Consider the following 12,984-nt stretch of genomic DNA (forward strand, 5'->3'; position numbering starts at 1 on the left):
CTCGTCAAACCGAACTGTCAGCTCTTGCGCCTGGTCTTGCGCTCGACCACACGCAACAGCAGTGCTCGATTGACGCCGCCGGTTGCCAGAACCAGGCCGAAATAGACGATACTCGCCGCAAGAAGCAGAAGCATCAGCCCGCCAAGCTGGGTGAGGAAGGGCGTCTGTGGCTGGAACCAGCCGGAGAAATAATCCGCCAGAAACCAGATCGTACCGGCCATGGCCAGCGCGCTGACGATGATCAGCGGCCCGCGCCGCATCAGCGTCGCATCGACACGCAAATGCCCGCTGATGACCAGCGTGCCGCCAAGCAGCAGAACATTGGTCCAGCCGGAAACCACTTCGGCAAGGGCAATGCCGCGTTCAGCCAGAACCGGAAACAGCGAAATCGCAAGCGCGGAATTGATCACCACCGCAATCAGCGTGAAGCGCATCGGCAGCTTGGTATTCTCGCGTGCATAAAAGGCCGGCTGCAACGCCTTGGTCAGCGCAAAAGCCGGCAGACCGAAGGCATAGACCGTCATGATCGAAGCGACCAGCGCCGTGGTCTGCGGCCCGAAAGCGCCGCGTTCGTAAAGAACACGGGTGATTTCCGGTGCGATCACCATCAGCCCAAGGGCAGCCGGAAGCGTCAGGAACAGCACGAATTCGATCGTCCGGTTCTGCACATAGGAGGCTTCCTTGTCATTGCCGGCCTTCAGTGCCCGTGACAGTTCCGGGAGCAGCACGACACCGCCGGCAACACCAACAACGCCGAGCGGCAACTGGTAGAGCCGGTCGGAATATTGCAGTGCCGCAATCGCGCCATCCTTGCCGGAGGCGACCGCCTGGCCGATGATCTGATTGATCTGGATGACACCGCCGGTCACCGCTGCGGGTACCGCAAGCGCCAGCAGACGCTTTATCTTCGGCGTCATCTTCGGCAGCATGAACCCGAAACGGATGCCCGCACGGCGCACATCGACATAGACGACGAGAAGCTGGATCAGCCCGGCCGCCAGCACGCCCCAGGCCAGAAGATTGGCCATTTCCGCCGGCATGGAACCGCGCCACAGACCGATGCCCAGCACGCCGATCAGGACGAAATTGAGGAAAACCGGCGCAATCGCCGCGGCAAAATAGCGATGCATGGAATTCAGCATGCCACTCATCATCGCGAGCAGCGACATGCAGATCAGATAGGGAAACATGATGGCCGACAGGCGAACCGCCATGTCAAACTTCATGTCGTCGCCGACGAAGCCCGGCGCAATGATGAAGCGCACCAAAAGCGGCATGGCGAGTTCCATCACCAGCGTGATCAGAAACAGCGCCGAGAACAGCACGCCAAACACCTGCTCGGCAAAGCGCTTGGCACCATCCATGCCGTTTTCCTCGATTTCCTTGGAAAACAGCGGCACAAAGGCTGCGTTGAACGCACCTTCGGCAAACAGACGGCGGAACAGGTTGGGAAAGCGGAAGGCTGCGTAAAACACGTCCGCCATCGGTCCGGCGCCAAGCGCCGCCGCCATCAGCGTCTCACGGGCAAAGCCGAAAAGCCGGCTGGCGAAAGTGGCGCCGCCGACTGTAGCAAACTTCCCGACAAGGCTCATTGCGCGGCACCGCCGGCATTGCGGTCAGGTTCTGCAGAGGATGGCTTGAGCATGCCCTGCGGCATGCCTTCGCGGATCGCCTCGCCCTTTTCCTCAAGCACCGCCTTCAGCCGCTTGACGATGGTCGCCAGCCGGTTCTCGCTGGTGATCTTGGTGCCGAGAAGATCGGTAACGTAGAAACTGTCGATAACCTTCTCACCGAAAGTGGTGATGCGCGCCGTCTGGATATCCAGCGACAATTCCGACAGCGTCTGGGTAATATCGGCCAGAAGCCCGGTCCGGTCGAGGCATTCCACCTCGATGACGGTAAAGACATTGGAGAGCTTGTTCGTGACCGAGACATGCGGCTCGATGGCGAAGGCCTTGTTCTTGCGCCGCTCGCGCGAGCGCGTCGCAATCACCTCGGGCAGCGTTTTCACGCCAGACAGCACATCCTCGATCAGCCGGCCGATGGTCTTTGCCCGGCGCAGTTCATCCTCATCGCCCTCAAAGGCGCGGTTGAGCAGGATCGTGTCGAGCGCCCGGCCATCCGTGGTGGTGAAGATCTGCGCATCGGCGATATTGGCACCGGTGGCAGCGCAGGCGCCGGCGATGATCGACAGGAGGCGCGGATGGTCCGGCGCCAGAAGCGTGATCTCGGTGATCTCGTGGAACCCGTTGGTGCGCACCATGGTGGAGAACAATTTGCCGGAACGGTCAGCCTGACGGATGAAGCGGGCGTGGCGGATCTGGTCTTCCAGAGGCACGGTCAGCAGATAATTCTGGTATTGCAGCCCGACATATTTGTCGCGCTCCTTGTCGCTCCAGTCGTCAAGCGCCTCGGTGAGTGCCTGGACGGCGCGCGCGGCGCGCTCCTTGCGGGAGACGGCAGAAAAGCCGCCGGACAGCAGCAGTTCGGTCTCATAATAGAGCGTGCGCAGGAGCTGGCCTTTCCAGCCATTCCAGACATCGGGACCAACAGCGCGAATATCACACACGGTCAGGATCAGAAGCAGGTTCAGATATTCCAGCGACTGCACCCGATCGGCGAAATCGAGAACGGTCTTGCGATCGTTGAGATCGCGCGTCTGCGACACCATCGACATCAGAAGATGATTTTCGATCAGCCAGGACACGGTCTCCGTCTGTTTCGGCGTCAGGCCGAAACGCGGGCAAAGCTTGCGGGCCACACGGGCGCCGGCGATCGAGTGATCCTCCTGCCGGCCCTTGGCAATATCATGGATCAGCACGGCGACATAAAGCGCGGTGCGGTCCTCGACATTCTTCAGCAATTCGCTTGCCAGCGGGTGCAGGCTTTCCGCACCGCCCTTCTCGATCTCCGACAGCACGGCCACCGCCCGGATCAGATGCTCATCGACGGTGAAGTGGTGATACATATTGAACTGCATCAGCGCGACGATACGGCCGAATTCCGGAATGAACCGCCCGAGCACTCCTGCTTCGTTCATGCGTCTGAGATAGAGCGCCGGATCCTTGCGCGACGTCAGGATCGACAGGAACAGCCGGTTCGCTTCTTCGTTGTCGCGGATTTCGCGATTGATCAGCGACAGCGAACGGGTCACCAGTTTCAGCGCATCGGGATGAAATTCGAGATCGTTGATCTCCGCCACATAGAAGAACCGGATCAGCGCGACCGGATCCTTCTTGAACACGTCCGGAGCGGCCAGTGCGATGCGACCGCGATCGGCGACAAATTCCAGCGAACCGGGAATTTTGCGGCGGCGCTTGGAGAACTTGTTCAGGACCCGTCCGATCACCGGCGCCGCCTTGGCCTGCTGCTCTTCCAGATCGGCGCAGAAGATACGGGTCAGGTCGCCGACATCCTTGGCGACGAGAAAATAGTGCTTCATGAAGCGCTCGACAGCGGAAAGACCGGGGCGATCCTGATAACCGAGCGCCTCGGCGATCTCGCGCTGGATTTCGAACGAAAGACGCTCCTCCGCCTTGCCGGTGAGGAAATGCATGTGGCAGCGCACCGCCCAGAGAAAATCCTCGGCGCGCGAAAAAAGCGTCAGCTCCTGGCGCGACAGCACGCCGAGCCGCACCAGCTCAGAGGTTTCGCGCACGCGGTAGAAATATTTCGCGATCCAGAACAGCGTGTTGAGATCACGCAGCCCGCCCTTGCCTTCCTTGACATTGGGCACGACGAGATAGCGCGTGTCGAAGGATTTGCGATGGCGATCATCGCGCTCGGTCAGCTTTGCGGCGATGAATTCCGGCCCGCTATTGGCAACGACTTCCTCATCGAAGCGATGCTGCAGCGTTTCACAAAGCTGCTCGACGCCGGCGATATAGCGCAGTTCGAGGATCGAGGTCCGGATCGTCATATCGGCCTTGGACAGGCGGATGCAGTCGGCAATCGAGCGTGTGGCATGCCCGACCTTCTGGCCCAGATCCCAGAGCATGTAGAGAATATATTCAATCGCCTTGTGGGTTTCCTCCGTCTCCGCCCCCTTGATCAGGAACAGAAGATCGATATCGGAACCCGGTGCCAGCGTGCCGCGCCCGTAACCGCCAACCGAGGCGATGGCAAATTTCTGCCGCGTCGAGGGATGAAGAACAGTGGTGACCAGATCATAAAGGCCGATCAGCATCTGGTCCTCAAGCCAGCAGATCCGACGGGCGCAGTCCAGCCCGCCGCCATCCTCCAGCAGGAGCCTGCGCGCCTCTTCGCGACCGATCCTGTTGACCTCTTTCAGCCGTGCCAGCACGTCAGAACGCAGCTTGTCCGGCTTGCCGGCATGCTTTTTCGCCAGCGCCTCCAGCTCAGCTGTGAGCCCCTCAGGCTTTATCAAGCCCGGCATGGCCAGCGGCACACTGGCCTCACCGGCGCTCGCACGCTGTTCTTTCTGCCTTGGCTTTGCCGTGGCGCTCTCGGACCTAATCTGCTGCATGCTATCGCCTTTTCGTCCGGCCCCTGAAGCGGGACCGACGTTGTTTTAATCCATTTCACTCGCCGACGGAAATGGTCTCGTGCAATTTCGCTTTCAACATGTAGAGCGCATCAAGCGCCTCGCGCGGGCTCATTTCGTCGGGATTGATCGTCTCCAGCAGTGCCTCGACCTCAGACGGCTCCGGCTCAGCCGGTGCGGCGCGCATGGCGACCTGAAACAGCGGCAGATCATCAATCAGCGAGGCAGCCGGGTTCTTGCGGTCGGCGTCTTCCAGCCGGGTCAGCACATCCTTCGCCCGCTTCACCACCTTGGCCGGAAGGCCGGCAAGACGCGCGACCTGAATGCCGTAGGAGCGATCGGCGGCACCGGGACCGACCTCGTGCAGGAAGACGACATCGCCCTTCCACTCTTTCACCCGCATGGTGGCATTGGCAAGGCGCGGCAGCTTTTCCGGCAGAACGGTCAATTCGTGAAAATGCGTGGCAAACAGCGCCCGGCAGCGATTGACATCATGCAGATGCTCAACCGTTGCCCAGGCGATCGACAGACCGTCAAAAGTCGCCGTTCCGCGACCAATCTCGTCCAAGATCACCAGCGCATGCGGCCCGGCCTGGTTCAGGATCGCCGCCGTCTCGATCATCTCGACCATGAAGGTAGAGCGCCCGCGCGCCAGATCGTCAGATGCGCCGACACGGGAAAACAGCCGATCGACAATGCCGATATGCGCGCTTTGCGCCGGCACATGGCTGCCGATCTGTGCCATGACGGCGATCAGCGCATTCTGGCGCAGGAAGGTCGATTTACCGCCCATATTCGGCCCGGTCAGAAGCCATAGCTGTCCATGCTCGCCGCCCTTCGGCGACAGCACGCAATCATTGGCGACGAAGGGACCGGATGATTGCTTTCTCAGCGCCTGCTCGACCACGGGATGGCGGCCGCCGGCAATCTCGAAGGCGGTTGTTTCATCGACTTGCGGCCGGCAATAGGCCTCCGCCTCCGACAAAACGGCAAGACCGGCCGAGACATCAAGAACGGCCAGCGCATGGGCGCCCTTCTTCAGCGCCTCGGCCGCACCGGTCACGGCAGCGCGCATGTCTTCGAAGGCGGATAGTTCCAGCGCCAGCGCCTCGCCCGCGGCATTGGCAATCCGGCTTTCCAGATCGGCAAGCTCGGCCGTCGTGAAACGCATGGCATTCGCCATGGTCTGGCGATGGATAAAGCGCGCCTTCAGCGCATCCGTGCCGGTCAGCGCGGCCTGGTTGAGACTGGTCACCTCAATGAAATAGCCAAGCACGTTATTATGCTTGATCTTCAATCCCTTGACGCCGGTTTCTTCAGCATATTGGGCCTGCAGGCCGGCGATCACCCGGCGCGACGTGTCACGCAGGCCGCGTGCCTCGTCAAGCGCTGCAATCGCGCCTTCGCGGATGAAGCCGCCATCGCGCTTCAACAGCGGCAGCTCATCATCCAGCTTCTGCGCCAGCGCCACCTCAACGCTTTCCGGCAGGGCTTGCAACGCGTCAAGCGCGCCGACAAGTTCGTCCGGCATTTCGTTCATCGCCAGCATGCCGGCGATCTCACGCGCGGCGGCAAGACCGGCGAGAATGGCACCGAGATCACGCGGACCGCCGCGATCGAGCGAGAGCCGAGAAAGCGCGCGCGGCATGTCCGGAACCTGTTTCAGGCAATCACGGATGCCGAAGGAAAGCGCCGGGGCTTCGAGAAAGAAATCGACCGAATCAAGACGCGTGCGGATCGGTTCGGGATGCGTCAGCGGCGACATCAGCCGCTCGGCGAGAAGCCGCGCCCCGCCGCCCGTTACGGTGCGGTCGATGGCCTTTAGCAGCGTGCCATTGCGCTCACCGGAAAGCGTGCGCACCAGTTCCAGATTGGCGCGGGTCGCCGGATCGATGAACATGGCGCCGGCCTCACCGTCATGTTCGGGCACGCCGAGCGGCGGACGATTGTTGATCTGGGTCTTTTCGACATAGGCAATGGCGGCGGCCGCAGCCGACATTTCCGCCCTCGAGAAACGGCCGAAACCATCCAGCGTCGAGACATCGAAATAGCGCGCGATCCGGTCCCTTGCGGTCGCGCTGTCAAACATCACCGCGGGCTGAGGCGAGACGACACGCCCGAGAGTATCAAAGACCGGCTTCAGCTTTTCTTCGGCAAACAGCGTGTCGGCGACGATCAGCTCGCGCGGTTCGATGCGGGCAATATCGGCGGCAAGCCGGGTCTCGTCGGTCGAATAAAGCCTGAATACACCGGTGGAAATATCAATCCAGGCAAGGCCGTAGCTGCCTTCGCCCTCGCCCTTCACCCGCGACAGCGCCATCAGGAAGCTGCTCTCGCCCGGCTGAAGCAACTTGTCCTCGGTCACCGTGCCGGCCGTCACCAGCCGGATCACATCGCGTTTGACCACCGATTTGGTGCCGCGCTTCTTGGCCTCGGCCGGATCCTCGACCTGCTCGCAGACCGCAACCCGGTAGCCAAGCGCAATCAAGCGCTGCAGATAGTCGTCGGAGGCATGAACCGGAACGCCGCACATGGGAATGTCGCGGCCCAGATGCTGGCCGCGCTTTGTCAGCGTGATCGACAGCGCCCGCGAGGCCTCAACCGCATCGTCGAAGAACAGTTCATAGAAATCGCCCATGCGATAGAACAGCAGGAGATCCGGGTTGTTGGCCTTGATCTCGATATATTGCTCCATCATCGGCGTGGCCGTCGCACGACTTTCCTCGGAGATGAGTTCTTCGGTTGTAAAGGCTTTATCCTGGGTCACGGGCGTCCGTCACGATGCTTGGGGAACGGCAGCATCCCTTTCGGAAGGCCCGCCCGCTCCGGTGTCTTGAGCGCTTGCCCGAGACCTTCGCATGCAGCCCAGGCAAAGCTGATTGTTCAATCATGTGTCACACATCCGGGGTAACCGAAAGAGCGAAGCACGATAAAGCTGGGCAAAAACAAAAACGGCCTCCGGGCGCCGGAAGCCGTGTCACCATGAGGCATCAGCCCCGGATGCTCAGGCCGAGAAACGCCCGGCATCAGCCCCATAATAATTGATGTAGCGATCAGAGATTGCCGCAATGGGCAGCACCACCAGCACATCGGTGGTGTTAAACGCATGGTCGATCACAGCACCGTCGCCGATCATCGCGCCAAGACGCAGATAGCCCTTGATCAGGGGCGGCAGGGAAACAAGCGCCTTACGGTCGTTGATGTCCTCGGCCGGCATGAAGTTCATGTCGACAGCCTGTTCGCTGCGGGCCGAAACCGCCCATTCACCAACCGCACGTGCCTTGTGATAGAGGAAGGACAATGCCAGAGCATGCTGCTGCGGATCAGCGCCGTGAAACGAGGCACAGCCGAACATGGCACCGATATTGTGACGCAGCGAATAGGCCCAGTTGCCTTGCCAGAGCAGTTCCACGGTGCGCTTTCCACGATATTCCGGCAAGACACAGGACCTGCCGAGCTCCATGAAACGCATGCCTTCATGACGCGCGATCAGCGGCTCGACATCAAATTCCCCACTGGAATAAAAGCCGCCGCTTGCCATGGCGACATCGTGGCGCAACAGGCGGTAGGTCGCGACGATCTGATCTTCCGGCTCACCCTCAATCTTGCGATCAAGAACGAGAAGATGATCGCAGATCGCGTCCCAGCGATCGAAATCACGCTTGATCCGCATCGCTTCGGGCGGCAGTTGCGCCTGCATTTCCTCGACGAAGACACGGTAACGCACCGATTGCGCCGCATCGATCTCGCTGTCATTGGCAGCAAGCCGCGTCTCCAGCGATCCGATACGGCCGAGAAGTTCGTTGCCCGCCTCATCGTGCAAATGTCCGACGGCGGCACCGGTCTCGGGAAGAATATAGTCAAGCGCTTCGATGGTCATGAACTGGCCCGGAAGGTTCTCTTTATCATTCATAAAGCACTTCTTTACGACACGGTCGTGACATGCCTGACAGTCCAGGCGGCTCGTTCACATGGCGGCCACTTACGCACCATTGCCGAACGAACCTGTTCACGCCTAGCATTGAACTGATAACCCATATTACCGCAGCCCTGCAGCACCGTCCACAATCATGGAGGGCCGTTATCGGCAGACAGGCAGCAAGGCCCGTTTCAGCCGTCCTTCTGCGCGTCTTTCTTGCCTGAGAGGCCCAGCAGGAACTCATCCAGAAAGACCAGAACTGCACCGATGGTGATGAAGCTGTCTGCCAGATTGAACACCGCAAAAGACCAGTTTCCGACATGGAAGAGAACGTAGTCGATGACGTGCCCATAGACAAAGCGGTCGATGATATTGCCGAGCGCACCGGAAACGATGAGCGCCAGCCCGAGCTGCAGCAGCGACCGCCTTGCATCGCTGCGCCACCAGAACCAGCTGACAAAGGCGACAATGACGATCCGCACACCGACGATCAGATAACCATTCGCATCGGAGAACATCGAGAAGGCTATGCCGAGATTATAGGTGCGGTAAAGCGCCAGAAAAGGCAGGATCTCGACCGGCTGATGAAAAGGCAGGGCATATTCCACGGCTGCCTTGATGACCTGGTCCAGCGCCACGGCGACAAAGACGAACAGAATGGCGACCGGCAGCCGTGACAGGGGCGAGATTTTCATCGGCGCGCTTCTCTTTCATCGAGCGTCAGGAGATGGCGGCGCGCCTCGAACAGCATGACGCCTGTTGCAACGGCGAGATTGAGCGAATCGGCCAGTCCCGCCTGCGGGATCCGCACCAGCGACCCGGCGCCATCGGCCAGGAGGTCGGGCAGCCCCTGCTGCTCATTGCCCATCAAGAGCACGACGGGACGCCCTGAATAGTCGACCGTGCGGTAATCAACGGAACCGGCCAGATGCGTCGCGACGACATGAGCACCGGTCTTTTTCGACCAGCTGAGAAACGCCTCCGGCGATGTCTTCGACACCGGCACGGCAAAGACAGAGCCCATCGTCGCCCTGACCGTCTCGATGGAAAAAGGATCCGTGGTATCGCCGATCAGAATGACACCGGCGGCACCGGCGGCATCTGCCGTACGGATGATGGTGCCGAGATTGCCGGGATCGCGCACCCGGTCAAGCGCCACATAGGTATCGCCATTTTTCGGATGGATCGCTTCGAGCGGCTGATAGCGGCTTTCGAAAATACCGACCACCATCTGCGGATTGTCGCGCCGGGTGATGGCCGACAGCACCTTTTCGGAAACCTCCAGCACCAGACCGCCGGACGCAACGGTGCGCGCGGCGGCCCGTTCGACCGGCGCCTTGCCCTTGGCCGCCTTGGCATAGATCAGCGTGCGGATCGACCAGCCAAGCTCCAGCGCGTCGATCACGAGTTTCAGCCCTTCGGCAAGAAAAGTGCCGCTTTCCTCGCGATGCTTCTTCTGTGAGAGCGCGCGAATATCCTTGATGATCGGATTGGCAAGGCTTGTCACTTCCTTGACCTGCCCGACCCGCGGCGTCCGTCTTGATTCAAAACCGTCATTCATCGGGGTAACCACCGCGCATAAAGGGAAGTCGAAAGCGCCCTGCCCGTCTCGTTGCCATCAAGGCCGCCTTCGCGGAGCACCAGTTCACCGGATTCGACCACGCCGCCAAAGCCGCGCATGGTTTCCATCATCAGCTCGTGAATCGCGTAAAAACTGGCGCGGATCGAATAAGCCGTCAGCACCAGGCCGATCCCGTCCGGTTTCATGATCTCGCGGCACAGATCCAGCATGCGCGGCAGATGCTCAAACAGCTGCCAGACCTCACCATTGGGTCCGCGACCGAATTTGGGAGGATCCGTAAGGATGATGTCATAGTGATTGCCGCGCCGGACCTCGCGTTCAATGAACTTCATCGCATCATCGCAGATCCAGCGGATCGGGCGATCTTCAAGGCCTGCCAGCGCCTGGTTTTCGCGGGCCCAGCCAATCGCCTTCTTCGAGGCATCGACATGGGTCACCTCCGCGCCAGCGCGCGCGGCGACAAGCGAGGCAACACCGGTATAGCCGAACAGGTTCAGCACCTTGACCGGCGCATCTCCCTTTGCCCTGGCGATTGCATCCTGCATCCAGCTCCAGTGTGCAACCTGCTCCGGAAATACACCGACATGGCGAAATGATGTGAAACGGCCGAGAAAATCGACATCCAGAAGCCGCATCGGCCAGACCTCGCCAAGCGCGCCCTTGGGGAAGCGCCAGCGGCCCATGCCATCCTCATCGGTGTCGCCGGTGAAAACGGCATCGACATTTTCCCAGGTCGCAGCATCAAGCAGCGGCGGCCAGAGTGCCTGAGCGTCCGGACGGACGATCCGGTAGGGTCCATATTGTTCAAGCTTCAGGCCATGGCCGCTGTCGATCAGATGGAACTGTCCGGCCGCCTTCGATTCGAGAATCACGGGAATGCGCTCTGCCGGCCGCTCACCCGGTTTGAGCGCGATCCATTCGATCGGCTGCGGCTGGGGGGCGGTGTCCTTATGCGCTGCATGCGGACGGCTTTTCTCCCGCCCTGCTTCACTGCGCATTGGAGCCTTGCGCTGGCTGGGCTTGCGCGGCGTATCGGCCGGTCGTTCCTGCCGTTCCCGCCTGTTTTTCTTCGATGGCTTCATCAAACCGGATCACGCTTCCTGCAATTCGAAACTAAGTGGCCGAATAGCATTCCCGCACGCCAAGCGATAGACCACGATCGAGATTGGCAGAGCCTGCAGACAGGCTTATGGCGCGGGCAGCTTGTCTGCAGCTGACGTCAGCCCGGCAATCTCATCAGCACGGGTCTTCTGCTTGTCGGCCTCGCTCTGCCAGGCGACGGCCTCGCGCTGATGGCTCTTGGCGCGCTTGCGGTGCTTGCCTTGCGAAAACCAGGTGGCAAGCGATCCGGCGACCAGACCGACAATGAAGGCGATGAAGATATAGACGAAGAAGGGCGCTGTAACCGACAGAACCTTGTCTGCCGGATCAAACGGATTAAGCGCCAGCGGAACCGGCGCGCGATTGGCAACCGAAAACAGCACCAGAAGAATGCCGAGCGGCAAAAGAATGATGAAATTGATCAGCTTTTTGCCCATGCCAAAACCTCACATGCCATTCAAAACGAAAACACCCGCACGATCAGCGTCGTGCAGGCAGAAACCGCTCAGTCGTCTTCGTCGGCCTGATCGGGATTGAGGCGCTCGCGCAGCTCCTTCCCGGTCTTGAAGAAGGGGACCCACTTCTCCTCGACGAAGACCGTATCCCCCGTGCGCGGGTTGCGTCCGGAACGCGACGGCCTGTTCTTCACCGAAAATGCGCCGAAACCACGCAATTCGACCCTGTTACCTGCTGCAAGCGCGTCTGCAATCTCATCGAGAATGGCATTGACGATATTTTCCACATCCCGGTGATAAAGATGCGGGTTACGCGAAGCGACGATCTGAACCAATTCGGATTTAATCACGCTATTCCCCTCAAGGCGTTGATTACCAATTATTTTGCCAGACGGAAACAAGCCCGTCAACGAAGCCCGCCCCATTCGCGGGGTGCTCGCCCAATAGCGATCCCAAGCCGGCCTTTTGCAACAGGAAAACCGCCGCATTGGCCATATTCAGATCGAATCCATCATCATCTATGACATCCCAGGATTCAATATCAAGGTTTTCCGGCACATCGCGCGTGTGAAGATAGGCAAGAATGTCGTTCTGATCGCCGACTGCGTCAATCAGCCCGTCCTCAAGGGCCTGCCGTCCGGTGACGATACGCCCGTCGGCCAGGGTGAGCACCTTTTCCCGCGGCAGATCACGCCGCTCGGCGACCAGATCGACGAACCAGTTATAGCTGTCGGAAACGACCGACCCCAGCATCGCCCTGACTTCGGGCGTTGCCTCATCGAAAGGCATCGGCTCGGCCTTCATCGGGGCCGATTTGACCGTTCCCATGGTCACGCCGATCTTGTCGAGCAATTCCTTGGCCTGCGGATAGATGAACAACACACCGATCGAGCCGGTAATCGATGTTTCACCGGCAAAGATGCGGTCGCCGGCAAGCGCGATCATATAGCCGGCCGAAGCTGCCTCGGTGCGGATATCCGCAACGACCGGCTTCTTTTCCGCAACGGAGCGCAAAGCCTTGTAGATCCGCTCGCCGCCATAGGTGCTGCCACCGCCGGTAGACAGCGAGACGATCAGCGCTTTTGCATGCGCATCATCGCGAATATCTTCGATTGTCTGCAGCAGCAGCGGATCATCTTCGATCGTGCCGGAAATCGTCAGTTCAGCGATATGCGGGCGCTCGAGAAAACGGTCAGAATCCGGTCCCACAATGATGCGATAGCCGGCTACGATCACTGCCACCGCCAGAATGAGAGCAACAACGCGCCACCTCGTCAGTCGGCGGCGAAGCCTCCGGCGCTCCAAAATCGCAGAAATCGTCAATTTCGTCCCCTCAAGTCAACATTTACGAAAATTTCGAGTGACTTAACCCTTGCCATGGGAGCAGAACATAATCAATTTTCTAAATCGAATGTAAGACTAT

Annotated in this window: 10 protein-coding genes; all 10 read right to left on the reverse strand. The window is 60.1% G+C overall.

The features are described from left to right. Positions 1–17: 17 nt before the first annotated feature. The 10 genes from murJ to sppA all read right to left on the reverse strand — a co-directional run bounded on the left by murJ (position 18) and on the right by sppA (position 12,884). Entirely contained in the window at positions 18–1,592 is a 1,575-nt protein-coding gene (gene murJ / locus HCK86_RS21970) for a murein biosynthesis integral membrane protein MurJ (protein WP_176086635.1), read from the reverse strand. Beyond that, positions 1,589–4,486 carry a [protein-PII] uridylyltransferase gene (locus HCK86_RS21975; RefSeq protein WP_176086636.1) on the reverse strand — a complete coding sequence of 966 codons (2,898 nt, stop codon included), beginning with the start codon at positions 4,484–4,486 and terminating at the stop codon, positions 1,589–1,591. Before HCK86_RS21975 ends, murJ begins: the two co-directional genes overlap by 4 nt. Before the next feature lie 55 nt (positions 4,487–4,541). Next, positions 4,542–7,271: a DNA mismatch repair protein MutS gene (gene mutS / locus HCK86_RS21980; protein WP_176086637.1), complete on the reverse strand. Its 2,730-nt coding sequence runs from the start codon at positions 7,269–7,271 to the stop codon at positions 4,542–4,544. A gap of 237 nt (positions 7,272–7,508) precedes the next feature. Continuing rightward, positions 7,509–8,384 carry a GNAT family N-acetyltransferase gene (locus tag HCK86_RS21985; protein WP_176086682.1) on the reverse strand — a complete coding sequence of 292 codons (876 nt, stop codon included), beginning with the start codon at positions 8,382–8,384 and terminating at the stop codon, positions 7,509–7,511. Positions 8,385–8,614: 230 nt separating this feature from the next. After that, complete coding sequence (gene lspA, locus HCK86_RS21990; RefSeq protein ID WP_176086638.1) at positions 8,615–9,118, reverse strand: signal peptidase II; 504 nt, start codon at positions 9,116–9,118, stop codon at positions 8,615–8,617. After that, a complete protein-coding gene (locus HCK86_RS21995) occupies positions 9,115–9,984 on the reverse strand; it encodes an RNA methyltransferase (protein ID WP_176086639.1) in 870 nt (289 codons plus the stop codon). The genes lspA and HCK86_RS21995 overlap by 4 nt, the downstream gene beginning before the upstream one ends. Next, positions 9,981–11,087: a class I SAM-dependent rRNA methyltransferase gene (locus HCK86_RS22000; protein ID WP_176086640.1), complete on the reverse strand. Its 1,107-nt coding sequence runs from the start codon at positions 11,085–11,087 to the stop codon at positions 9,981–9,983. The genes HCK86_RS21995 and HCK86_RS22000 overlap by 4 nt, the downstream gene beginning before the upstream one ends. 105 nt (positions 11,088–11,192) lie before the next feature. Continuing rightward, positions 11,193–11,543 (reverse strand): LapA family protein, encoded by a 351-nt coding sequence (locus tag HCK86_RS22005; RefSeq protein ID WP_176086641.1) that lies wholly within the window; start codon positions 11,541–11,543, stop codon positions 11,193–11,195. Between the two features lie 68 nt (positions 11,544–11,611). Then, positions 11,612–11,911, reverse strand: a complete 300-nt coding sequence (locus HCK86_RS22010) for an integration host factor subunit beta (RefSeq protein ID WP_141150568.1) — start codon at positions 11,909–11,911, stop codon at positions 11,612–11,614. A gap of 22 nt (positions 11,912–11,933) precedes the next feature. Next, positions 11,934–12,884: a signal peptide peptidase SppA gene (gene sppA / locus HCK86_RS22015; RefSeq protein ID WP_176086642.1), complete on the reverse strand. Its 951-nt coding sequence runs from the start codon at positions 12,882–12,884 to the stop codon at positions 11,934–11,936. Positions 12,885–12,984: the final 100 nt, after the last annotated feature.

Origin of the sequence: Martelella sp. HB161492, assembly GCF_013184775.1 — a bacterium.
GTDB lineage: Bacteria > Pseudomonadota > Alphaproteobacteria > Rhizobiales > Rhizobiaceae > Martelella.

Coding starts and splice junctions, on each gene's coding strand:
- murJ (WP_176086635.1), bottom strand. CDS start 1,592: ATGAGCCTTGTCGGGAAGTTTGCTACAGTCGGCGGCGCCACTTTCGCC.
- HCK86_RS21975 (WP_176086636.1), bottom strand. CDS start 4,486: ATGCAGCAGATTAGGTCCGAGAGCGCCACGGCAAAGCCAAGGCAGAAA.
- HCK86_RS21985 (WP_176086682.1), bottom strand. CDS start 8,384: ATGACCATCGAAGCGCTTGACTATATTCTTCCCGAGACCGGTGCCGCC.
- lspA (WP_176086638.1), bottom strand. CDS start 9,118: ATGAAAATCTCGCCCCTGTCACGGCTGCCGGTCGCCATTCTGTTCGTC.
- HCK86_RS21995 (WP_176086639.1), bottom strand. CDS start 9,984: ATGAATGACGGTTTTGAATCAAGACGGACGCCGCGGGTCGGGCAGGTC.
- HCK86_RS22000 (WP_176086640.1), bottom strand. CDS start 11,087: ATGAAGCCATCGAAGAAAAACAGGCGGGAACGGCAGGAACGACCGGCC.
- HCK86_RS22005 (WP_176086641.1), bottom strand. CDS start 11,543: ATGGGCAAAAAGCTGATCAATTTCATCATTCTTTTGCCGCTCGGCATT.